Origin of the sequence: Methylobacterium sp. XJLW (genome assembly GCF_003254375.1) — a bacterium.
Lineage (GTDB): Bacteria > Pseudomonadota > Alphaproteobacteria > Rhizobiales > Beijerinckiaceae > Methylobacterium > Methylobacterium fujisawaense.
On sequence record NZ_CP016429.1, the window covers coordinates 3,289,038 to 3,311,928 of the forward strand.

Sequence of the window (22,891 nt, forward strand, 5' to 3'; positions counted from 1 at the left end):
GCGTCAGATCCTGCCGGCCGACTGGGCGATCGGGTTCGCCTGCACGGTGATTCCGGGCCGCACCCGCTGCAGGCCGTCGACGATGACGAGCTCCCCGGCCGACAGGCCCTCGTCGATGACGGCATCCGGGCCGGTACCGGCGGAACCGAGTTTGACGCGCCGGGTCACGGCCCGCCCGTCCTCGACGACGAAGACGTAGACCCCGCCCTGGTCGGCGATGAGCGCCGCTTGCGGGACGACGATCTTCTGCTCGGGCTCCCCAATCTGAAGGGCGACCTGGACCAGCTGCCCGTCGCGCAGCACGCCCGCCGGGTTCGGTATGACGGCGCGCACCAGGACCGTGTCGGTCGTGCGGTCGACGCTGATGTTGACGAAATCGACCCGTCCCACCCGGCCGTATTCCGATCCGTCCTGAAATCGGATCCGGATGCCGACCTTGCTGCGGTCGGGGCTTTTCGCGCCCTGCTGGTAGCGCAGGAACTCGCGCTGGCTCACCGGGAAGGTGACGTAGATCGGGTCCTGGCTGACGATCGTGGTCAGCACGCCGCTGTCGGGCCCGACGACGTTGCCCTTCGTCACGCTCGTTCGGCCGATCTGGCCGGCGATGGGGGCGGTGATATCGGTGTAGCCGAGGTTGATGCGGGCGGTCTGGAGATTGGCCTCGTCGCCCGTGACGGCGCCCTTCGCCTGATCGAGGGCGGCCCGTGCTTGATCGCGGGCAACGACGGTCCCCGAATTCCGGTCGAGCAGCTCCTGTGCCCTCTGCAGTTGGATGGCGGCCAGAGCCTGCGCCGCCCTGCCGCGCTCCAGGGCGCCTTCGGCTTGCCTGACGGCGGCTACGAACAGATCGCGCTCGATCCGGTACAGAGGGGCCCCTGCCTTCACCGGATCGCCCTCCTTGAACAGGACCGCCTCGAGATAGCCGGTCACGCGGGCGCGCACCTCGACGCGCCCCACCGCCTCGACCCGGCCGACGAAGTCCAGCGCCCTGTCCAAGGCCTTGCGCTGCGCCGTCACCGTTCCGACCGCCAGCGCGGCAGGGGGCTCTCCCTCGCCACGCGCCGAGGGGCCGGGACCGGTGATCAGCAGGGCAACCAGCACGAGAAGGGGGACGCGGACCATCGCAAAGCCTTGCCGCACCGTCTCACGGCTGCGGGGTGGTATTCTGGCAGCTTTCCGCGGGATCGCTTGATCGAGCAGGACGCGTCCGAGCCGAAGCTGCGGCCTCCCCCAGCGCGTTTCGGTCCGTGACCGACGCTCCCGCATGAAACGCCCCGTGCCAGGGTGAGCGTGGTCGTGCGCGCTGGCCGCGTGGCGGCTGCTGCGACATCCGGCGCTTCAGCCCCGTCCGGCCTTGTCCTGATCCGGCAGGTCCAGGTGACTCCCGTCGCGAAACAAGAGCGCCTGCAACCGCCCAGGGCCGAGCACGCGGCCAAGCTCTCGAAACGTGAAATACGGGATCAGGGCGACGGTCATGATCAGGACGACGGACGCCCAGCCGAGGACGCCCCCGCCGCCGATCATCGGCACGCTGTCGACCAGCGTCTTTCCCCGCCAGAGCCCGATTGCCATATCCTCAAGCGCGTAGAAACAGACCATCAGCAACGCGAAGAGGCCGGACCGGGTCAGGATCGGATAGAGCAGTGGACCGCTCCGAACGGCTGTCTGGGTGTCGAAATGCTCGGCAATCAGCATGATCTTCGCCAAGATCCACGCATTGAGGAAGGCCAGCCCATAAAATCTATAGACGATGCCGTGACGCGACAGGACGGCATGCTCGTGCAGGATCAGAATGCCAAATATGACCCATAAGTAAACAAATATACCGATAAAACTCTTTAGTTCTGCTAAAATTCTTGTTCCGATGCCTTTCATTCGATTGCGGCGATTGGATTTCGGATGATTTGATCCGTCGGCATCGCCTTCCGAAATGCGAGGGTGTGAAGTGATCATGGTTCGATCCAGCGACCGAGCGTCAGGCTATTGTCGGCGCCTTCGGGCGATGTGTCGTCCTTTCAAGGTGTTTCACGGTGAAGCCCGTCCGATGGCTCGCGTCTCGATCTATGCCTGACGCGGAACGGACGCGCGGCTGGATGCGACACCCGCCGGACAATTTTCGACAGGGTTCCTGTCTGGCCGCTCCGCGGTATTGGCCAAGCCCCATTTTGGATTTGACGCAGTGCGAGCCTGTTCAAAATTGCAGACATTCGCGTGAGCGGCTTGATCGGGTGAGACGTCGTGAATTCGAGGGAGCACCCGATTCATGGCGTGTCTGCTTTCCGGCTCCGATCGCGATCGTATGCCGGCCGATGTGGTTCGACCGCGCCATCCCGGCGTTCGGCAGCGCCGCTCGGCAAGGCGTTGCCGGGGTCTGACGGGTGCCTTGAACCTGTCGGAACGGCGCCGCGGACCGGTCTTGCCCCCGCAACATCCGGGCGCTGCTGGGAGGGCGCCGACACCAAAACATCAAGATTGTCCCAAATCATCAAGCATCAAATTCGGCTTGTCTCTATGTAAACATTCGTACTGATCGTGGCATTTGCTGCAAGGCTTCGGAGGGCGTCATGATTGCTCGTCGGTCACCTGCGCTGTCGGCCTTGTCCGGAGCCATGCTTGCGGCCGTAAGCTGCTTCGCCTGCTTTCCGGCATCTGCCCAACCGCTCATCGTCAGGGTCAACCCGCGTCTGGCCCAGCAAGATGTCCTCATGTTCGGCAACGAACCCGGCACGATCCAAACGCTTTTCGACACGGGGCCGCGGTATAGCGATCCGAGCGGTGTGCGCGTCGGCCGGGGCAGTCAAATTCCGGGATGGCTGGAACTCGGATCGTTCCAGAACGTCGCGATGCCCGGCCTGAACCCGGTCGGCTACTACGGCTATTACATTTCTTTCGATGATCGCGCGGTCATCGTCGACCTGGATTCGCGTCAGGTCGTACAGGTCCTCCGTCGGTGAATAGAGGGACATGCCGGGATCCGCGGCGCCTGGAACTTCCCTGACGGGTCAAGTCGGACGGCGCGCCGTCGAAACTCCCGGGGATGGGGCCACCAAGCCATTTCCAGCGCGACGAGGGCGCGAGCCGGAACAGGGGCCCGGCCGACGGGATCGTTCGGCCGCCCGACCTCGCCGGATGCCCGGTCTTCGAGACGGGAAGCCGCTCTCCGCCCTGGGCCAAGGGTGGCCGATAGCGATCCCGGATCGGCGCGCCAATTCGATCGCATTGTGACGCCCGCCCGTCGCGAGACAAAGGTCAAGCTTCGTCCGGCGACCCGAATTCGGGTGTCTCTCACAGGATCAGTGCAAGCGCTGACTGTGACGATGATAGAGATTGAACAGCAGCAAACCACATATCGCCGCTGCATTCACGAAGAGGGCCCAGCCATAGCTGCTGATATGGGGCGCCACAGGATACTCGATCGCGCCGAGGCCCAGCAGTAGGCCGAAGCCTGCCATGGCTGAAAAAATACCAGCGAATACAATCATATCCGCCTCCAAAAGTATTTTTTCCTTACGCTTCACCGTTCGAAGCGATTTCATTAAACTATTATCAGGGTGGACGAGCATACTCAAGAGGTGTTTATCCGGTTCCACGAGGCGGTGCGCGCCCAGGGCTTGCAGACATGCGAGCAGGGCCAAGCTGTCGCGACGCTTATGAAGTCTTCAATCCACCTTTTCTCGGTCTCGACCGTCGCGATCGGGGCGCGTGCGACGTTCAACCTGCGCCGATGATCGCACTGGCCGATACGAGGCCCCGCCACGCGTTGGCGCGTGACGGTCACATCCCGTGCCGGGCCAGCGCGAGGAAGTCATCGGATGGGACTGGAAGCGGCCGGTCCGTCCCGCAGGGCCCGACTGCCAGGCTGATCCGAATGGCCCGGCAGGTCACCGCCGGCCGGCCGCTGCCAAGCTGGTTCGGTCGACGATCTCGACGGCACCCCGTCGCAACGCGATCAGACCGGCCTCGGCCCATTGGGCCAGGATGCGGCTCACCACCTCACGCACGCTACCGATGTCGTCCGCGAGCTTCTGGTGGGTTACCGCGGCCACGCCCTGCGGACCGGCTTCGGACAGCAGCCGCTGGGCGAGCCGCTGTTTGAGCGGCGAGAACGCGACCTCGTCGATCAGCGTGAACAGGCCGGTCATCAGCCGCGTGTAGTCGCCGAGAACAAAGCTGCGGAAGGCTGCGCTTTCACCCCTCAGGTGTTGGAATGTGCCAACCGGAAGGGCTGCGAGTTCGGTTCTCTCCTCGGCCACGCTCTGGGCCGGGAAAGTGCCGCCGGACAGAAGGCACTGCGTCGTCAGCGCACAGGTGCCGCCCGGCCCGACCTTGTAGATCAGAACCTCACGCCCGCTCTCCGACATGCGAAAGATACGCGTCCGTCCTTCGAGACACATCAGGTAGTGGGCGCACTCGCCATGGAGTTCGTAGGCCGTCGCGCCGGCCTCGAGCACCGGGAATTGCACGGTGCCCCGCGCGATCTGAAGATGCGCGGAACTGAGCGCCTGAATCGGAGGAAAGCGCGCGATCCAGCGCTCGAGCTTCTGCGCGTCCGTCATGGCTGGCGTCGTTCTCCGGCCGTGACGACGGGCTGATCGTCCGGCACGTGGTGCGTGTTTCTCCCGCCACGTCGGACTTGTGTGACCGGGGTCACCGACCGGGCGCGGCGGCTCGGGATAGCATTGCGGCACACTGAACACGATATGGACGCCAGCGTTGCGTGGCGTCTGCCGGGAGTGAACCGATGCGCCGTCTCGCCTTCAGCTTCATGATCGCTGCCCTTGCCGCCGGCCCTGCTGCGGCCGAACAGGATCTGCTGCTCGGAGCCGACATGGCCTCCCCCGCGATGACGAAGGCAGAGATGAGCCGCGCCGACATCGAGGCGATGATCAGGGCCTCGGACGGCAAGCCCCTCGACCTGCACGACAAGGCGTTGTCGGGCCTCGACCTGTCCGGGCTGAACCTCCGGGGCGCCAACCTGCGGACGGCGCGCCTGAACGGCACCAATCTCCGCGGGGCGGATCTCAGCGGGGCGAACCTCGAACAGGCGTGGTTCCTGAAAGCCGATCTCTCCGGCGCGAAACTCGCCGACGCGAGGATGTTCGGCATCACCGCCCGGGATGCCAACCTGAGCGGCGCCGATCTCAGCCGATCCACGCCGATCGGCGACTTCAAAGGCGCCAATATGAGCGGTGGGATGCTGGTTGACCTCAAGGGCGGCGCCGACATCAGGAACCAGTCCATGGGCCTGATGCGGGCGGTGTTCACTTCGGTGAACCTCTCGGGGGCGAATCTCAAAGGGGCCGACCTGGGGCGGTCGCGCCTGGAATATGCTGACCTTAAGGATGCCGACCTGACCGACGTGGTGCTGATGGGCTCGGACCTGTCCGGTGCGAACCTGACCGGTGCCACGGTCGCCGGCGCGGACTTCAAGAACGTCGATGTCAGCGGCGCCAAACTGCTCGACCTCAAGGGCGAGGCCAGCGCCAAAGGCTGGGCCCAACGCGTGAATGCCGACCGCGCCGTCACCCGGGTTTCCCCGTGAAGCTCCGATCGGCGGCCGCTCCGGCCGGCTCCGTGGATCGAGGCATCGGAGGCCGTTGGCCGTCCGGGCTCACGAGCCCGGCGCGAAGTTACAGACCGGCCTCGGCCCCGCCCTTCAGCTTGACCGGGATGGTCAGGTAGCGGACGCCGTTCGCCTCCGCCGGGGGGAACTTGCCGGCGCGGATGTTCACTTGGATCGACGGCAGCAGCAGGCGCGGCGCCGCAAGCGTGGCGTCGCGGGCGGTTCGCATCGCGGTGAACTCCGCCTCGGTCACACCCTCCTTCACGTGGACATTGCGTGCGCGCTGCTCGCCCACCGTGGTCTCCCAGGCGTACACGTCGCGCCCGGGTGCCTTGTAGTCGTGGCACAGATGCAAGACCGTCTCGGGTGGCAGCGCGAGGAGCTTGCGGATCGAGCGGTAGAGGGCGTGTACGTCGCCGCCGGGGAAATCCGCACGCGCGGTGCCGAAATCGGGCATGAACAGCGTATCCCCGACGAAGACATGGTTGCCGATGCGATAGCAGATATCGGCCGGCGTGTGGCCGGGCGTGTAGAGCACCTCGACGGCGAGATTGCCGATGTGGAAGGTTTCCCCGTCGGCAAAGAGGCAATCGAAATCGCTGCCATCGGTTTTCAGGTCCGTGGCATTGAAGACCGGACGGAAGATTTTCTGCACGTCCTTGATGTGCTCGCCGATGCCGATCCGCGCGCCGGTCTTCGCCTTCACAAAGGGCGAGCCGGACAGATGATCGGCATGGGCGTGGGTCTCCAGCGTCCAGACCACCGAGAAGCCCGCCTCCTCGGCCGCCTTCAGCATCGCCGCGACGGAGCGCGTGTCGACGCTGCCGCCATTGTGGTCGTAGTCGAGCACGGGATCGATGAAGGCGGCCTGTTTGGTCTCGGGATCGGCCACGATGTAGCTCACCGTATTGGTGGGCTCATCGAAGAAGGCGCGGATGACGGGTTCGGTCATGTGATCTCTCCTGTCGGCGTCGGGCGTTCCGGGATTGACGCGTGGCGGATCTGGCTGCGGCAGATGCGGATCTTAGCGGACGTGGCGGCCGGGCTGGCGCCCGCCAGCCCGGCCCCGCGCAAGTCCCGCGCCCGCAACGCTCACGGAGCCGCGGCGAAGGCACTGCCATTGCGGTAGAGCATGAAGCCGGCGACGCCGAAGATCACGGTGGCAAAGACTGTATTCAGCGCGCCCTTGTAGCCGGCGAGTCGGTTGGCAAGGCGCATGCCGAGGACGCCGCCGGCAAGTCCGCCGGCTATGAACTCGCCCGCGACCGCCCAATCGACCAGGCCCGACAGGGCGTAATTCAGCGCGGTCGCGAGGCCGAAGGCGCCGACCGCGAGCAGCGAGGTGCCGACCGCTGTGATGAGCGGCATGCCGGTCGCGAAGACGAGGCCCGGCACGATCAGAAACCCGCCTCCGATCCCGAAGAATCCCGATAGCATGCCGACGGCAAAGGCGATGCCCACCACTCTTCCGCTCGGTGTCGGGCCGCAGCCGACCGGCTCGGCCGAGCCCTCCTGTCGTGTCCGGCCCCGCAGCATGTGGATGCCGACGATTACCATCAGAAGCGCAAAGAGGAACAGCAGGCGCTGTCCGTCCACGGCCTTGCCCAGGGATGACCCGACGAGGGCGCCCAGGATGCCGACGAGGGCGAAGACAAGGGCGCAGCGCCAGCGCACGTTGCCGGCCCTGGTATGCCCGATGAGCGTCAGGAACGCGTTGGCTGCGACCGCGAGCGCTCCTGTCCCGATGGCGAGGTGCGGTTGGGCAATGCCCACCACGTAAAGCAGCAGCGGCGTTGCCAGGATCGAGCCGCCGCCGCCGATCAGCCCGAGCGTAAATCCGACCCCTGCGCCGGAAAGAACAGCAGGAAGAGCACTCATCTGCAGTGTCTCTCCGATCTTCCGCTAAACCGACATCCGACGGGTGGCAGGGCAGGACGCGCCCTGAGCCGTCGTTCATTTCACATAAGAATATATCGAGAGGCCCGAGCCAGAGTCTCTCCGCGCATATGGCGATCCGTTGCCGCTGCTGTCAATGTGTGATCTTATCGATTCAGCTTATCATATACGTATAATATAGAATGATGGATGCGACGATGGAATCAAAGCGCCTGACGCCGGATCTGTCGGTCGCGGGGCAGATCTTTCCTGCCGATCTCGTGCATATCGCGCAGGCCGGCTTCCGGGCCGTAATCTGCAATCGCCCGGACGGAGAGGGCGTGGATCAGCCGAATTTCGCGGAGATCGAGGCCGCTGCTCACGCCGCGGGGCTCGAGGCCCACGATCTGCCCGTCGTGTCCGGCAAGGTCTCCGACGAGAACGCGGCGGCATTCGGCGTCGCGCGCGCGGCGCTGCCCAAGCCTCTCCTCGCCTATTGCCGCACGGGAATGCGTTCGGCGACGCTGTGGTCGTTCGACGAGGCGGCCCGCGGCCGTCCTCTGCCGGAGATCGTGTCAACGGCGAAGGCAGCCGGCTACGACCTGTCCGGCGTTGTCGGGCGCATCGCCGCGGGCGGCCGCATCCGGAAGGCATCGGCCGATCTGTTCCACAGCGTGGTCGTCATCGGCGGTGGGGCCGGCGGCATCGCCGTGGCGGCCAGTCTCAAGGCGCGCAAGCCCGATCTCGACATCGCGCTGATCGAGCCCGCCGATGTGCACTATTACCAGCCAGGCTGGACCATGGTCGGCGGCGGAATCTTTTCGCCCGCCGTCACAGCCAGGACCATGGCCTCGCTGATTCCCACAGGCGTATGCTGGATCAAGGACGCTGTGGCTGCCTTCGAGCCGGATCGGAACACCGTGATCCTGGAGGGGCACCAAACTGTGCGCTACGATCGACTCGTCGTCGCGCCCGGTCTGACGCTCGATTGGGCCGGTGTCGCGGGGTTGACCGAAACCCTCGGGCGGAACGGCGTCACCTCGAATTACCGCTACGATCTGGCGCCCTACACCTGGGAACTCGTACAGACCCTGCGGGCCGGCCGCGCCCTGTTCACGCAGCCGCCCATGCCGATCAAATGCGCCGGCGCCCCGCAGAAGGCGATGTATCTCTCGGCCGATCACTGGCTACGCCAGGGCCGGCTCAAAGATATCGACGTCGAATTCTACACGGCCAGTCCGGCGCTGTTCGGCGTCGAGGATTATGTCCCCGCATTGATGACTTATGTGAATCGTTACGATGCGCGCCTGAACTTTCGCCATACGCTGACGCGGATCGACGGCCCCGCCAAGCGCGCGTGGTTCTCCCGCCAGACCGAGACCGGCATCTGCGAGACGATCGAGACCGATTTCGACATGATCCACGTCGTGCCGCCGCAACAGGCGCCCGATTTCATCCGTGCGTCCCCGCTCGCCGACGCGGCCGGCTGGATCGCCGTTGATCCCGCGAGCCTGCGCCACGCGCGCTTTCCCGCGATCTACGCCTTGGGCGATGCGATCGGCGCTTCCAATGCCAAGACGGCCGCCGCCGCGCGCAAACAGGCCCCGGTCGTAGCCCACAATCTCCTCGTCGAGATGGGGCATCTGCGCGGGGCCGAGGTCGCCTACGACGGCTACGGGTCGTGCCCCCTGACGGTTGAGCGCGGAAAGATTCTGCTCGCGGAATTCGGATATGGCGGAACGCTGATGCCGAGCTTCCCGGCTTGGCTGATCGACGGCACGAAGCCGAGCCGCGTGGCGTGGCTGCTCAAGGAACGGATGCTGCCCCCGCTGTACTGGAAGGCTATGCTGAAGGGCCGAGAGTGGATGGCGAAACCGCAGCGAGCCGAACGGACCGCCTGATCGGGGAGGCCGGTGCCCGCCTACGGGCTGGCGCCTCCGCCCTCAGCGGCTCACCGTGATCGGTCCCGTCGAGCGCGGGGCGATGAACCGAAAGAGCAGCATCCCGGCGAGCATCGCCGCAACGAACAGCGCGACCTCCGGCAGGCCGAGTGTTAGACCGGCCAGGGCCGGGCCGGGGCAGAAGCCGGCGAGTCCCCAGCCGATTCCGAACAGGACGGCGCCCCCGAGCAGGCGGGCATCGACGCTCCGGTTCGCCGGTATCTCGAACCGGTCCGCGAGGGCAGGCCGGGGCATCCGGGCCTTGACCGCGTAGCCGAGGGCCGAGACGCCGACGGCCCCGGCCAGGACGAAGGCGAGGCTGGGATCCCAGGCCCCCGCGACATCGAGGAAGCCCAGCACGCGTGCGGGGTCCATCATGCCCGAAAGGGCGAGCCCCGCTCCGAAGAGCAGGCCGCTCGCGAAGGCTGCGAGGAGGCGCGGGGTGTTCATCGGACCAGGCCGTGCCGAACGAGGAAGACGGTGATGATCGCGGCGGCCATGAACGTCGCGACCGCTGCGAGGGAACGCGGCGAGAGCCGCGCGAGGCCGCAGACCCCGTGGCCGCTGGTGCACCCCGACCCCAGACGCGTCCCGAACCCGACCAGAAGCCCGGCCCCGACGAGCATCGGCCAGGAGGCATCGATGCGGATTTGCGGCCAATGGCCCGCCGTCGCTCTGAACAGGGCAGGGCCGGCGAAGAGCCCCACGAGAAAGGCCACCCGCCAAGCCCAATCCCGAGAGGCCGGGCCGAGCAATCCGCCGACGATGCCGCTGATCCCCGCGATGCGGCCATTGGCGAGGAGCAGCAGGGCCGCCGAGGCGCCGATCAGGGCACCACCGGCGAGGGGGGCGAGAAAGGCATTCATGGCGCGTCTCCGATCTGGCCGAACATCGCGGCCTGCCCGAGGGCCCGTTCTCGCGCGTCGGGGCCGCGCGCCGCCAGGCGCCGCTGCGGCCGGTTGACGATCAAGATATCCTCGATTGCATCGAGGAGCGCACGCGTGCGGGCCTCCGTCAGGCTGTAGAATACGACCTTGTGCGCGCGCCGTGTGGTGACGGTCCCGGCGTTGCGCAATTCGCCGAGCTGCTGCGACAGGGTCGGCTGACGGATGCCGAGGCGCTGCTCGATCTCCGAAACCGAGCGCTCGCCCTCCGTCAGCAGGTAGAGGATGCGCAGCCGGTTGGGGTTTGCGACGAGCTTGAGCAACTCGGCGGCCGCGCTCGCCTTGGTCTCGTCCGTGCCGGGTGCCATCAGACGCTTTCCAACCTGTAATACCAGTCGGTCCCGCAGCCGCCGATCTCTTCGCTCGTCATCGGTGGATTCGCCAGCACCGGCTCGCCCGGTTGCCATCCCTCGGGCGTCGAGACGTCGGCTGCGTCGGAGGCCTGAAGCGCCCTCACAAGCCGCAGGATCTCGGCGACGCTGCGCCCTACCGTCAGCGGGTAGGTCACGAGGGCGCGCACGATCCCCTCCGGATCGATGACGAACGTGGTGCGCACCGTGGCGCTCGACGCCGCTCCCGCCGGCAGCATGCCATAGGCACGGGCGATGCCCATGGCCGGATCCTCGACGATCGGGAACGGCATCCGCACACCGAAACGCTGCTCGATGCTCTGTTGCCACGCCAAGTGCGACGACAGGCTGTCGACGGAGAGGGCGAGGAGGTCGCAATCCAGGGCCTGGAACGCCTCGTGGGCCCGGGCGAAAGCCACGAACTCGCTGGTGCAGACCGGCGTGAAGTCCGCGGGATGCGAGAAGAACACCAGCCAGCGGCCCCGATAGGACGAGAGCGTGCGCGGGCCCATCGTGGTGCGGGCCCGGAAGTTCGGTGCGCCGTCCCCGATAATGGGCGGGCCGGCGGGGTGAGGCACAGCGGTGACGCCGCTGTCGATATCGATAGCCATGAAGCGACCTGAGGGGAGGCGCGGCTCTGACCGTTGATGAGTCGAACCGGTCAATCTCGATTTTATATGGATCACTGCTTCAGACAACGCGAAATATGGATTGACGCACGGGCGATGCCGGGAGGGCCATGGCTCAGTGTCCCGCGCCGCGTCTTGGGACGATTCGAGGCTTGCGCGAATTTGCGCCGCGAACCGGCCTTCAGCGAAGGTCGATCTCTCTCCGCCCCTGGGTGGCCACGCCGGCACCGGGCGAACAAGCACGCCGACGCCCTGTGACCTGGACCGGCGCGGCCGGATCGTCCGTCTGTGGCGCCCCCTCCGGCCGCATGCGAGGGGGATCGTCAGAGTCCCGAGGCTTGGTCTAAGAGCATCATCCGGGAGGGCGTCCGATGGCAGGCGCCTCGAACTATGCGGGGGCCCATGTTGGCCGACGACGCCACGCTGCGCCGGCTGCTTGCAGGAATCGCTCGAGGTGAGGCGGACCGGCTCGCTGAACTCTACGATGTCTCAAGCCCGAAACTTTACGGGCTGATCCTGCGTATCCAACGCGACCGCGGCTTGGCCGAGGACGTACTCCAGGACGTCTACATGCGGATCTGGCAGGCAGCGGGCAGCTATCGGCCGGAAGCCGGTCCGCCGCTGCCCTGGCTTATTACCATCGCACGGAACCGCGCCATCGATAGCGTACGCCGGAAGGCGGAGGTGCAGGGGCCGGAATTGGACAGCGGCGAGGATTGGGTGGACCTGCTGATCGATCCGCACGACGAGGCGGGCGCGTTTCAAGACCGCAATGCCCTCGTGGCATGTCTCGGCCGACTCGAACCGTCGCACCGGGATTGCGTCGTGCTGGCCTATTGTGAGGGGCGCTCGCGTGAGGAACTGGCCGCACGGTTCGATCGTCCCGTGAACACGATCAAGACCTGGCTCCACCGGGCGCTCGCCGCCTTGAAGACCTGCCTGGAGACGGTGTCGTGAGCGGTACGAGGGCGCCAGACCCCGACGATCCCGATCTGCGTGCGGCCGAGTACGTCCTCGGAACGCTCGACGCGCAGGAGCGTGCGGCCATGGAGGGCGAGGCCGCGCGCGATCCGGTCGCACGGGCACGGATCCAGGCTTGGGAACGCCGCCTCGGCCCGCTCGCGATGGTGATCCCCGTCGAGACACCGCCGCTGCATGTCCGCGCTGCACTCTTGCGGAGGCTTCCGGCGGCGGGACGCGCGGAGTTGCATCAAATCGAAGCCCTGCGCTCCCAGCTTCGGCGGTGGCGGGTTGCCGCGGGCGGGGCCGGGCTGCTGGCGGCTGGCCTCGCTCTGGTCCTGACGCTCGGACCCTGGCAGAGGCCGTCGGATGGCCGTTATCTGGCCGTGGTGCAAGGCGGGGGTACGCTCCCGGCGCTGATCGTGCGCGTCGACACGCGCACCGGCGTCGCAATGGTGAGGCCCGTCAGCGCCGAGGCACCCGCGGATCGAAGCCTGGAAGTGTGGTATGTCGGTGCCCAGGGGCCGCGGCCGCTCGGCCTTGTCGGCACGGCGGCGAGCCAGATGAGGCTGCCGGCGGGGGCCGCTCCGGATGGCGTGATCGCGGTCTCGGTGGAGCCGCCCGGCGGCTCGCCCACCGGCCAGCCGACAGGTCCGGTAGTCTACACCGGCAAGCTCATCGCGGACTGACGCGATCTCGGCAGCCGCAGCGGTCAACGTTTGCGAGAAATCGGCGTCGGCAGCCGGATCAGGGCCGCCGACGCCGGACCGTCCGGGTGGATCAGGGCATCAGCACCGCATTGACGACGTGGATGACGCCGTTCGATTGCATGACGTTCGGAATGGTCACCGTGGCGGTGTTGCCCTTCACGTCGGTCACATAGACCTTCTTGCCCTGCACCTCGACGGCGAGAGGCTCGCCCGCCACCGTGGTGAGCGTGCCCTGTCCGCCGCCCTTCTTGGCGAGCGCCATCAGATCCTTGGCGGTGTAGACACCCGGGACCACGTGGTAGGTCAGGATCTTCGTCAGCGTCGCCTTGTTCTGCGGCTGGACGAGGTTCTCCACCGTGCCCGGCGGCAGCTTGGCGAAGGCGGCGTTCGTGGGGGCGAACACCGTGAACGGACCCGGACCGTTCAGCGTGTCGACCAGGCCGGCGGCCTTCACGGCGGCGACCAGCGTGGTGTGATCCTTCGAGTTGACCGCGTTCTCGACGATGGTCTTCTGGGCGTACATCGGCGCGCCGCCGACCATCGGGTTCTTGGCGTAGGCTGCGCTGCTCGCTCCGAGACCGAGCGCGAGGGCCAGAGCAAGCGCCTTCATGCGGGGGCTGTTCGCTGTGGGCATCGTTTTTCCTTCCATCCGACCCCGACGCAGGGGTAGCACCCGCCCTTACGGGGGCGCCGGACGGAAAGTTTCGTAGCGGTCGCAGACCGGCGCCGGTCGGCTCGGCGGCGCTCCCCCTTAATGGGAGCATGGCCATCGTCGTGTCGGCGATGGGCCCCCGGAGCCGCCGGCCTTCACGCGGGTCTCGATGTCGCCACAGCGACCCAAGCGGCGGGCACCTGCACCGCCACGGCTCATTCTTCGGACGGTCTCGCGGATCCTCCGGTGGCGCCTCCCGCGATGGCCGGGTGCGGATGAGGGGGGCGCACCCGCAGGGACGGCTACTGATCGAGCAGACCGGCGAGCTTCAGCGCCACGCCCTGCGAGCCCTGCACCTTCAGGCGGCCGGTCGAGAAGGCCATCATCGGGCTGAGCCGGCCCTCCACGAGCTTGAGCAGATTGTCGGAACTCAAGCGCATCACGGCATCGGCCTCGCCCTCTTCGGCGATCGACACGGCGACCGTGCCGCCGGTGGCGTCGAGCAGGATGCCGCCGCCATCGGTGAGGTCGAACCGCACCCGGTATCCGAGCGCGCTCAAGGCCCCCGACCGTTCCTCGATCGAGTCGACCAGCAAGCCGAGATCCGCCATCCGTTCCACTCCATCAGTCGCATGAGGATTCCCCGGAGGTCCGGGGCGGTCAGAACATCGCCTCGTCGAGGGCCATCATCGCGCCCTTGCCGGACTTGATCGCCGCCAGCAGGCCGGCAACCTGGGGCAGGATGCGCTCGATGAAGAAGCGGGCGGTGGCGAGCTTGGCCTCGTAGAAGTCCCGCTCCGGCGTTCCGTCGGCCAGCGCCGCCTGCGCCACCTTGGCGGCGCGCACCCACATGAAGCCGAGCGCCACCAGGCCGAACAGCCGCAGATAATCGGTCGCGACGGCGCCGGCCTCGTCCGGATCCTTGAGGCCCCGTTGCGCGATGTGGGCGGTGGCGAGCTGGAGCGCACCGAACGCCTTGGACACGGGCAGGGCGAGGGGCGCCAGGGCATCGTCCTCCAGCGCCGCGTCGAGGAAGGCGAGGACCGGGTGGAAGAAGCCGCGCAGCAGCCGGCCGGCATGGGCCGGGAGCTTGCGGCCGACGAGGTCGAGGGCCTGCACGCCGTTGGTGCCCTCGTAGATCATCGAGATCCGGGCATCGCGGACATACTGCTCCATGCCGTGGTCTCGGATGAAGCCGTGGCCGCCGTAGACCTGCAGGCCGATGCTGGCCGCCTCGAAGCCGAGATCGGTGAACAGCGCCTTCACCACCGGCGTCATCAGGGCCGAGAAATCCTCCGCCCGCCGCCGTTCGGCCGGATCGGGATGGCGCTCCATCACGTCGAGGCTCCGGGCGACCCAGCCGCCGAGCGCCCGGGCGCCCTCGTTGTAGGCGCGGATCGTCATCAGCATGCGCCGCACGTCCGGATGTACGATGATCGGGTCTGCGGCCAGGTCCGGCCGCTTGGCACCGGAGAGCGCGCGCCCCTGCAGGCGCTCGCGGGCATAGGCGACGGCGCCCTGGTAGGCCGCCTCGCCGGCGCCCAGCCCCTGAATTCCCACCGACAGGCGCTCGCTGTTCATCATCGTGAACATCGCGCGCATGCCCTTGTGCGGCTCGCCGACGAGCCAGCCGACGGCGTCGTCGAAGGAGAGCTGGCAGGTGGCCGAGGCCTTGATGCCCATCTTATGCTCGAGGGCGCTGCAGGTGACGCCGTTGCGCGCCCCCGGCGTCCCGTCCGGCGCGGGCAGGAATTTCGGCACCAGGAACAGGCTTATGCCCTTCACGCCCTTGGGGGCATCGGGCAGCCGCGCGAGGACGAGATGCACGATGTTCTCGGTGAGGTCGTGATCGCCCGCCGAGATGAAGATCTTCGAGCCGGTGATCCGGTAGGAGCCGTCGTCCTGCGGCACCGCGCGGGTCCGCAGCAGGCCGAGATCCGTGCCGCAATGGGCCTCGGTCAGGCACATGGTGCCCGACCACGTGCCGTCGACGATCTTGGGCAAGTAGGCCGCCTTCAGCGCCTCCGACGCATGACCGGCGATCGCCTTGTAGGCACCGTGGCTCAAGCCCGGATAGAGCCCGAAGGACAGGTTGGTCGAGCAGATCATCTCCTCGACGAGCTTGTTGATCGTCTCCGGCAGGCCCTGGCCCCCATAGGCGGGGTCGGAGCCCATCGCGGTCCAACCGCCCGCGCGGAACGCCGCGTAGGCCTCGGGAAAACCCTTCGGCGTCCGGACGACGCCGTTCTCCAGGCGGCAGCCCTCCGCGTCACCGGAGGCGTTGAGCGGCAGGAGCCGCTCGGTGCAGAACTTCGCCGCCTCCTCGAGGATGGCGTCGGCGACGTCGGGCGTGATCTCCTCCAGGCCGGGCAGCGGCTCGGAACCCGGATCGGCGTGCAGTTCGTGGAGCACGAAGCGCATGTCGCGCAGCGGGGCCTTGTAGGTCTGCATGATCGTCAGTTCCTCACCGGCCGGCCGGTCTCGAGCACGCTCTCGAACCGGTCGAGGGTTGCCTCGGTGCGGACGAGGCGCATGAAGCTGTCGCGCTCGAGTTCGAGGATGGCATCCTCATCCAGGGTATCGAGGATGTCGGCCTCTCCTCCGGACAGGACGGAGGCGAGTTCGCCCGACACCACGAGATCGTGCTTCGTGGCGATGCCGCGCCGCGCGAAGCCCTCGGCGGCCATGCGCAGGGCGAGGCCGCCCGCGGAACCCGGCAGGGTCAGAGGCACGGGCTTCGGCGGCGCATAGCCTGCGACCAGGGACAGCGCCCTGGCCTTGGCATCGGCGAGAAGCCGGTCGCGATTCATGGTGATGCCGTCGTCCGGGCGCAGGAACAGCAGGTCCCGCGCCTCCTCGGCCGACTTCGCCACGGTTGCGGTCGAGACCGTCTCGAACACCCTGGCGACGGCCGGCATCGGCCCCTTCGGCAGCGTACCGGAGGCCTGCCAGCGGCCCAGCATCTCCGTGCAGCCGCCCCAGGCCGGCACGAGGCCGACGCCGCACTCCACGAGGCCGATATAGCTCTCCGCATGGGCCTGGACGGCATCGCTGTGCAGCAGGATCTCGCAGCCGCCGCCGAGCGCCATGCCGGAGGGTGCGCTCACCACCGGAAACGGCGCGTATTTGAGCTGCCGATAGGTCTGCTGGCCGAGATGGACCAGCTTCTCGATCTCCCCCCACGCCGCGATATTGGCGGCGAACAGGGCCAGCCCGAGATTGGCGCCGACCGAGAAGTTCGTGCCCTCGTTGTAGACGACCAGCGCCTTGTAGCGGTCCTTCACGAGCTTGATCGTCTTGCCGAGCAGGATCATGACCTGCTCGTCCAGGGCGTTGCTCTGCGACGTGAACTCGAAGCACACCACGCCGTCGCCGATGTCCCACAGGGCCGCCGAGCCGTTCGTCAGGAGCGGCTCTCGGCCGAGCTTGATGTCTGCGAGCCGCAGCACGCCGTCGGGCCGGACGATGTCGCGGTAGCCGCCCCCGGGCTGGAGCACCTGCCGGCGGCCGTTCTCGACCCGGTAGAAGCTGCGGCCGTCGAGACCCGCGAGGAGCGGCGGGACCGGCCGACCGTCGCGGGCGAGGCGATCGGCCAAGTAGGCGCCGCCGATCCGGTCGATCAGCTCGAACGGTCCCCATCTCCAATTGTAGCCGAGGCGCATCGCCTCATCGATCGCCGCGACGTCGTCGCTCGCCTCGCCGACGAGCCCGGCGGCGTACGACAGGGTCGCGCCGATGACGCGCCACGCGTAGGCGCCCGCCCGGCCAGGCAGGTCGAGCACGGCGCGGGGGCCTTTCGCGTCCTTCAGCTCCGGCAGGTCCGCCTTCCGGGCGGGCCGGTAGGCGCCGCTCGCGAGATCGATGGCCTCCTTGGTCTTCTGCCCGCCCGTGCGGTTCAGGCGGTAGAATCCGCCCTTGCCCTTACGCCCGGTGAAGCCCGCGGCGATCAGCCGGCTGACGAGCGGCATCTCGCGATAGGAGTCGTGGAAGGCGTCCTCCGGCGGCAACGCCGCGCGCAGGCTCGCGGTGGTGTGCGGGATCAGGTCGAGGCCGACGAGATCGACGAGGCCGAACACGCCGGTCTTCGGGATGCCGAAGGGGCGTCCCATGATGGCGTCGGCCTCCTCGACCGGGACGCCGAGGTCGTCGGCGGCCGCGATGGCGTTCTGGATCCACGTGATGCCCAGGCGGTTGGCGATGAAGCCCGGTCGATCCTTGCAGCGCACGACGCTCTTGCCGAGCCGGCGGTCGGCGAAGTCGGCGACCGTCTCGGCGAGGGCCGGATCGGTCTGCGGGCCGGTCACCAGTTCGAGCAGCCGCATGTAGCGCGGCGGGTTGAAGAAGTGGGTGATCAGGAAGTCGCGCCGGAAGGATTCGGGCATGCCGTCGACCAGCGCATCGAGCGGAATCGTCGAGGTGTTCGACGAGACCGCCGTGCCGGGCCGGCGCACGGCGTCGATCCGCCGATAGAGCGCCCGCTTCGCGTCGAGGCGCTCGATGACCACCTCGATGATCCAGTCGACTTCGGCGAGGCGGTCGAGATGGTCCTCGACGTTGCAGGCCTCGACGCGCTTGGCAGCCCGCGGGGTCATGAACGCCGCCGGCTCGGTCTTGAGCATCCGGGCGATGGCGGCCGCCGCAAGACCGTTCCGGTCGGTTGCGCCCTCCGGCACGATGTCCATGAGCAGGACCGGCACTCCGGCATTGGCCACATGGGCGGCGATGCCGGAGCCCATCACTCCGGCGCCGATGACGGCGACTTTGCGGATCCCGCTCATCAGACACGCTCCAGAAGGGTGGCGATGCCCTGGCCGCCGCCGATGCACTGGGTCGCCAGCGCGAAGCGGGCGCCCTCGCGGTCGAGCAGCGCCGCTGCCTTGCCGACGATACGCGCCCCCGTCGCACCGAGCGGATGGCCGAGCGCGATCGCGCCGCCGTCGATATTGACCGTCTCCGCGCGCAGGCCGAGTTCCCGGATGCAGGCGAGCGCTTGGCTGGCGAAGGCCTCGTTCAGCTCGACGACGCCCACCGCGTCGACGGCGATGCCGGCGCGGGCCAGCGCCTTCCGGGACGCGGCCACCGGACCGATGCCCATGATCTCCGGCTCGCAGCCCGAGACGCCGATCGCGGCGATCCGGGCGAGCGGCTTCAGCCCGTGGCGGTGGGCATAGGCCTCGCTGCAGACGAGGACCGCCGAGGCGCCGTCCGTCAGCGGCGACGAGGTGCCGGCCGTGACACTGCCGTCCTGCTGGAACGCGGGCTTGAGCGCGGCGAGTCCCTCGGCGCTGGCCTCCGGCCGGATGCAGCCGTCCGTCTCGACCGTGCCGGCCTTTGTGGCGATCGGGACGATCTCGGCGGCGAGCCGTCCGGCGGCCTGGGCCGCGGCGGCCTTGCGGTGGCTCGTCACCGCGAAGGCCTCCTGGTCGGCCCGGCTGATCTGCCAACGGCGCGCCACGTTCTCGGCGGTGTCGCCCATGCCCATGTAGGCGCCAGGGCGCGCCGCATGGAGCGCCGGGTTGGGCATCGGGTTGAAGCCCATCATCGGCACGCGGCTCATGCTCTCCACGCCCGCGCAGATGAAGGCCTCGCCGGCGCCGAGCTGGATCTGCCCGGCGGCGATGTGCACCGACTGCATCGAGGAGCCGCAGAAGCGGTTCACCGTGACGCCGCCGACGCTGAGATCGAGATCGGCCAGCATGCCGATCAGGCGGGCCACGTTGAACCCCTGCTCGCCCTCCGGGAAGGCACAGCCGACGATCAGGTCCTCGATGGTGTTCGACGAGATGCCGGCCTCGGCGACGAGCCGGCGCACGACCTGCGCGGCGAGGTCGTCGGGGCGGACCCGGGCCAGGGCGCCCTTCTTGGCGAGGGTGAAGGGCGAGCGGGCGTAGCCCACGATAACCGCGTTGGTCATGCTGTCCTCTCGGAACGATCACGAAGGATCTGCGACACGGGCGGCCCGCCGACCCGGACGTGCCCTGACCCGGCGCGCACAAGTCCGGCGTGGGAGCACGCACGAGAACGGGGAAGGCGATTGTGAGACGCGCGGGCCGATTCCGGCCGCGCGGCCTCGGCCCGCGGAACCGGTCGCCCTGACGACGCGGTATGCCCTAGCGGGCGCGGCGTGATTTCGCCGGCGCCTCGGATGAGGCCAGAGCCGCGAGGGCGTCCTGGGCCTGCTGCTCGATGGCGCGCAGCTCGGCCAGCGTCTCGACGAGGGCTTGCTCCTGATCGACGAGGCTGCCGATCCGGGTCTGGATCCGCTTCAGCAGGGCGCGCAGCTGTTCCTGCTGGGTCGGATCGGCGTCGTAGAGGTCGAGATATTCCTTGATCTCGCGCAGTGAGAACCCGAGCCGCTTGCCGCGCAGGATCAGGATCAGTCGCGCCCGGTCGCGATGCGTATAGACCCGCGTGTTCCCGGCCCGCTGAGGCGTCAGGAGACCCTTGTCCTCGTAGAAGCGGACCGTTCTCGCCGTCACCCCCAGGTCCTTGGCGAGCTGGGTCACGGTGTACAGCGTATCGGACACAGGTGACCTTCTCTTCGGAGAATTCACCGTATTCCCGGTGCGCGCGAGCGGTCAACGTCGTGCCGATACTCGGATGTTGATGGGCCCCGCATCGGCCCGCCGGCGCTCGTCCGCCACGCGCTCCGTCTCCGACAGCCTGCCGACCCCGGTCTTGGGCAGGGTCGTGCGGATCTCGATCGCCCATCGCCGGAAGCGTCTCCGGAGTGTCGTCGCAAAGCGTCCGTCGATGGCGCGGACCCTGAGCGTCGGCTTCGCCGGCCCATTTCCTTATGCCCTGCTGGGTTCCCACCTTTCCCTCCCTTCACCGGCCTCGCTCTCTCGCGGAGCGTGCATGATCGACCGGGCCAGGATTGACGTATAGGTTAGCTTCTATCCCAAAGCGTCAGCAGGTCGCAAGCGGGTCAGACGATGTCGCGAGGGCCGCTGTGACACTCGGCGAAGCTTTGTATTCGCGCCGCCGCACCCGAAGCCCTGTGCCGTACAAGGCGGCCCATCGGCGTCCTCGACGCGGTCCGCCGCCCGCCATCCAGCGCCTCCGCCTCGCGGCGTGAAACCGAATTGTCACACCAGCGCCTTCCCTGCGCCGGCCGGACGCCGGAGTTCTTCAGCGCACCGCTTCGCGCTTGCATTTTCTTGCCGCTTTCGGCAGCGTCCTGACCTATTGGGAAGGGGTAATGCCTGCGCGTACCGGCAGTATCGTGATAGTGGCGGCCGCGCAAAGTGTCGGTGTCGCCGATGGTTCTGGCGGCACAAAACTCAGAAAACATGACATCCGCCCGAAACCGGAAGTGGATGCGCGGTAAACCTTGGGGAGGATCGTGATGAGATTTCGGTTTCTGGTGGCCGCCGGAACGGCGTCACTCTGTGCGTCTGTCGCCACGATTGCCGAGGTTCAGGCTGGGGCGTTCGGTCTGCGGGAGCAGAGCACGCAGGCGCAGGGGCTGGCGTTTGCGGGCGCGGCCTCGGGATCGGGCGGCGTGTCGTCGATGTTCTGGAACCCCGCGACCATCACGATGAATCCGGGCTTCGTCGCGGAGCAGAACTTCACCTATATCGGCCTGTCCTCGGAGATCCGCCGGCGCCGGGCACCAATCCGGGCTTCGCGCGGCTGGGCGGCTCGGGCGAGCTCGGTCAGGGCGCCCTCGTGCCGGCGGGCGCGACCTCGTACCAGCTGAACGACCGCCTGTGGCTCGGCCTCTCGACCGGCGCGCCCTTCGGCTCGTGACCAAGCCCAACCAGGTCTGGGCCGGGAGGTCTACGGACGCTCGTCGCGGATCTTCTCCCTGGCGATCAACCCGGTGATCGGCTTCAAGGTCAACGAATGGCTGTCGATCGCGGCCGGGCCGAACATCGAGTATTTCCGCCTGACCCTGCGGCAGGCGCTGCCGGTCCCGGGCCTCCTGCCGACCGCCTATCCGAGCTCGTTCCTCAAGGGGGAATCCTGGGGGGTGGGCTTCACCGCGGGCGCCACGCTGACGCCCCGCGACGGGACCGTGCTGGGCATCGGCTACCGCTCCTCGGTGCACCACGACATCGACGGCTCGATCGGCGTGCCGCTGCTCGCCCTGGCCCCGCTCGCCGGCCAGGTCCGGGCGAGGCTGAACACCCCGACAAGCTGAGCGTCGGCCTGACCCAGGCGGTCTCGCCGGTGGCGCGGGTGAACCTCGGCTTCGAGTGGGACAACTGGTCGAGGCTCGGGACCATCGGCATCGTGTCGAAGACCCTCGGCCTGCCGGTGAACACCCTGCCGCTCAACTACAAGGACGGGTTCACCTATGCGATCGGCGCCGAGTACGACGCCTCGCCGAACCTGACGCTGCGCACGGGCTTCGCCTACGAGACCTCGCCGATCGACTTCCGGAACCGCTCGGTGCGGCTGCCGGACGGGGACCGCTACATCGCCTCGGTGGGCGCCAGCTACCGCTGGAGCCGGCAGCTGACGCTGAACCTCGCCTACTCGCACTTCTTCCTGGACCGGTCGCGGATCCTGGCGGGCCTCGGCCGCGACTACAACGTCGGCAACATCGCCTTCGCGGGGGTGGTGGATTCCAGCGCCGACATCGTCTCGGTGGGCTTCCGCTACGTGTTCGGCGCGCCGCCCGCCCCCGCCCCCGCGCCCCTCGTGCGGAAATGGTGATGCGCCTGCGCGGATCGCCCGGGCGACGCTCGCACTCGAGGACGGCCGCGATCCGCGCTTCGACCTCACGGTCGACCGGCACATCCTGAAGCGGTCAGGCGGCGACGGCGAGTCTGCCGCCTGACCGCCTTCCACGACGACGAGATCCCCGACGACGCGGCGAACCGCGGGCTGCTCGGACCCTGGTCCTGATAGGGTCTGGTCGCGATGGGCCCAGAAGGCGGCGTCGGCCGCCAGGGCGACGGCCGAGGCGTCCTTGTGGGCGAGCTTGTCGTTGCGGGCTGCGAAGCGGCGTCGGTCCTTGCTTTGGTTGAAAGGGACCTCACGCATTCGCGGGAGCGGGGCCCACCGTGCCGGATCTTCCGCTTGTGGCCGCGCGTGCCCCGGATGACCCGCGTGATCCTGCCCTTGCGTCGGTTCGCGCACAACCAGACGGCATCGCAGCCTGAGCCGGGGGCCAAGCGCCGTGTCCGGCTTTGCGCCCCGGCCAGTGCCGCCGGGACGATTGTCAAGTTACGACGTTGCCGGGCGTCAGCGAGCGGATGCGAGGGCAGCCGCGGAGATCAGTGAGCGTATGGGTCTCGGTAATCCGGTTACCATCGCC

20 protein-coding genes and 2 pseudogenes are annotated in these 22,891 nt (G+C 67.9%); 6 read left to right on the top strand and 16 right to left on the bottom strand.

Annotation, left to right across the window (positions count from 1 at the left end; genetic code table 11):
• Window positions 1–3 precede the first annotated feature (3 nt).
• Window positions 4–1,122: an efflux RND transporter periplasmic adaptor subunit gene (locus tag A3862_RS15245; protein WP_111473701.1), complete on the bottom strand. Its 1,119-nt coding sequence runs from the start codon at window positions 1,120–1,122 to the stop codon at window positions 4–6.
• Between the two features lie 216 nt (window positions 1,123–1,338).
• Entirely contained in the window at window positions 1,339–1,953 is a 615-nt protein-coding gene (locus tag A3862_RS15250; RefSeq protein ID WP_335645376.1) for a hypothetical protein, read from the bottom strand.
• Window positions 1,954–2,564: 611 nt separating this feature from the next.
• Here A3862_RS15250 and A3862_RS31075 point away from each other — a divergent pair.
• The gene (locus tag A3862_RS31075; protein ID WP_124262976.1) at window positions 2,565–2,954 is read left to right on the top strand and encodes a hypothetical protein; all 390 of its coding nucleotides are present in this window, start codon (window positions 2,565–2,567) and stop codon (window positions 2,952–2,954) included.
• Window positions 2,955–3,293: 339 nt separating this feature from the next.
• On the opposite strand, the gene A3862_RS31080 is transcribed toward A3862_RS31075, so the two are convergent.
• Window positions 3,294–3,569, bottom strand: a complete 276-nt coding sequence (locus A3862_RS31080; protein ID WP_124262977.1) for a hypothetical protein — start codon at window positions 3,567–3,569, stop codon at window positions 3,294–3,296.
• A gap of 312 nt (window positions 3,570–3,881) precedes the next feature.
• Window positions 3,882–4,556 carry a Crp/Fnr family transcriptional regulator gene (locus tag A3862_RS15260; protein WP_043758669.1) on the bottom strand — a complete coding sequence of 225 codons (675 nt, stop codon included), beginning with the start codon at window positions 4,554–4,556 and terminating at the stop codon, window positions 3,882–3,884.
• Between the two features lie 185 nt (window positions 4,557–4,741).
• On the opposite strand from A3862_RS15260, the gene A3862_RS15265 reads away from it, so the two are divergent.
• Window positions 4,742–5,542, top strand: coding sequence for a pentapeptide repeat-containing protein (locus A3862_RS15265; protein ID WP_043758667.1), 801 nt, complete (start codon window positions 4,742–4,744; stop codon window positions 5,540–5,542).
• A gap of 88 nt (window positions 5,543–5,630) precedes the next feature.
• Here A3862_RS15265 and A3862_RS15270 read toward each other — a convergent pair whose 3' ends face one another.
• On the bottom strand, window positions 5,631–6,515 hold the full coding sequence (locus A3862_RS15270; protein WP_043758666.1) for an MBL fold metallo-hydrolase: 885 nt from the start codon (window positions 6,513–6,515) through the stop codon (window positions 5,631–5,633).
• A 140-nt stretch (window positions 6,516–6,655) separates the two neighbouring features.
• Window positions 6,656–7,441 carry a sulfite exporter TauE/SafE family protein gene (locus tag A3862_RS15275; RefSeq protein WP_043758665.1) on the bottom strand — a complete coding sequence of 262 codons (786 nt, stop codon included), beginning with the start codon at window positions 7,439–7,441 and terminating at the stop codon, window positions 6,656–6,658.
• Between the two features lie 215 nt (window positions 7,442–7,656).
• Between A3862_RS15275 and A3862_RS15280 the strand changes: the two genes are divergently transcribed.
• Complete coding sequence (locus A3862_RS15280; protein ID WP_043761338.1) at window positions 7,657–9,339, top strand: bifunctional protein tyrosine phosphatase family protein/NAD(P)/FAD-dependent oxidoreductase; 1,683 nt, start codon at window positions 7,657–7,659, stop codon at window positions 9,337–9,339.
• Window positions 9,340–9,381: 42 nt separating this feature from the next.
• Here A3862_RS15280 and A3862_RS15285 read toward each other — a convergent pair whose 3' ends face one another.
• The 4 genes and pseudogenes from A3862_RS15285 to A3862_RS15300 form a co-directional block, all read right to left on the bottom strand.
• Window positions 9,382–9,828 carry a YeeE/YedE family protein gene (locus tag A3862_RS15285; protein ID WP_043758664.1) on the bottom strand — a complete coding sequence of 149 codons (447 nt, stop codon included), beginning with the start codon at window positions 9,826–9,828 and terminating at the stop codon, window positions 9,382–9,384.
• The gene (locus tag A3862_RS15290; protein ID WP_043385829.1) at window positions 9,825–10,244 is read right to left on the bottom strand and encodes a YeeE/YedE family protein; all 420 of its coding nucleotides are present in this window, start codon (window positions 10,242–10,244) and stop codon (window positions 9,825–9,827) included. The genes A3862_RS15285 and A3862_RS15290 overlap by 4 nt, the downstream gene beginning before the upstream one ends.
• 104 nt (window positions 10,245–10,348) lie before the next feature.
• Window positions 10,349–10,630 (bottom strand): annotated as a pseudogene (locus A3862_RS15295) (ArsR/SmtB family transcription factor); the annotation flags it as partial.
• A complete protein-coding gene (locus A3862_RS15300; RefSeq protein WP_043385835.1) occupies window positions 10,630–11,283 on the bottom strand; it encodes a peroxiredoxin in 654 nt (217 codons plus the stop codon). The gene A3862_RS15300 and the pseudogene A3862_RS15295, both read right to left, overlap by 1 nt.
• A 420-nt stretch (window positions 11,284–11,703) precedes the next feature.
• On the opposite strand from A3862_RS15300, the gene A3862_RS15305 reads away from it, so the two are divergent.
• Window positions 11,704–12,258, top strand: a complete 555-nt coding sequence (locus A3862_RS15305) for a sigma-70 family RNA polymerase sigma factor (protein WP_043350396.1) — start codon at window positions 11,704–11,706, stop codon at window positions 12,256–12,258.
• Window positions 12,255–12,950: an anti-sigma factor gene (locus A3862_RS15310; RefSeq protein ID WP_043758659.1), complete on the top strand. Its 696-nt coding sequence runs from the start codon at window positions 12,255–12,257 to the stop codon at window positions 12,948–12,950. The genes A3862_RS15305 and A3862_RS15310 overlap by 4 nt, the downstream gene beginning before the upstream one ends.
• 91 nt (window positions 12,951–13,041) lie before the next feature.
• Here A3862_RS15310 and A3862_RS15315 read toward each other — a convergent pair whose 3' ends face one another.
• The 6 genes from A3862_RS15315 to A3862_RS15340 form a co-directional block, all read right to left on the bottom strand.
• Complete coding sequence (locus tag A3862_RS15315; RefSeq protein ID WP_043758657.1) at window positions 13,042–13,605, bottom strand: fasciclin domain-containing protein; 564 nt, start codon at window positions 13,603–13,605, stop codon at window positions 13,042–13,044.
• Window positions 13,606–13,925: 320 nt separating this feature from the next.
• Window positions 13,926–14,234 (bottom strand): SCP2 sterol-binding domain-containing protein, encoded by a 309-nt coding sequence (locus A3862_RS15320; RefSeq protein ID WP_051044774.1) that lies wholly within the window; start codon window positions 14,232–14,234, stop codon window positions 13,926–13,928.
• 49 nt (window positions 14,235–14,283) lie between these two features.
• Window positions 14,284–16,074: an acyl-CoA dehydrogenase C-terminal domain-containing protein gene (locus tag A3862_RS15325; RefSeq protein WP_043758656.1), complete on the bottom strand. Its 1,791-nt coding sequence runs from the start codon at window positions 16,072–16,074 to the stop codon at window positions 14,284–14,286.
• Window positions 16,075–16,079: 5 nt separating this feature from the next.
• On the bottom strand, window positions 16,080–18,401 hold the full coding sequence (locus tag A3862_RS15330; RefSeq protein ID WP_111473702.1) for a 3-hydroxyacyl-CoA dehydrogenase/enoyl-CoA hydratase family protein: 2,322 nt from the start codon (window positions 18,399–18,401) through the stop codon (window positions 16,080–16,082).
• The gene (locus A3862_RS15335; protein ID WP_111473703.1) at window positions 18,401–19,537 is read right to left on the bottom strand and encodes a thiolase family protein; all 1,137 of its coding nucleotides are present in this window, start codon (window positions 19,535–19,537) and stop codon (window positions 18,401–18,403) included. Before A3862_RS15335 ends, A3862_RS15330 begins: the two co-directional genes overlap by 1 nt.
• Before the next feature lie 196 nt (window positions 19,538–19,733).
• Window positions 19,734–20,150, bottom strand: coding sequence for a MerR family transcriptional regulator (locus tag A3862_RS15340; protein WP_078947327.1), 417 nt, complete (start codon window positions 20,148–20,150; stop codon window positions 19,734–19,736).
• A gap of 821 nt (window positions 20,151–20,971) precedes the next feature.
• On the opposite strand from A3862_RS15340, the pseudogene A3862_RS32320 reads away from it, so the two are divergent.
• Window positions 20,972–22,287, top strand: a pseudogene (locus A3862_RS32320) (OmpP1/FadL family transporter).
• Window positions 22,288–22,891 lie beyond the last annotated feature (604 nt).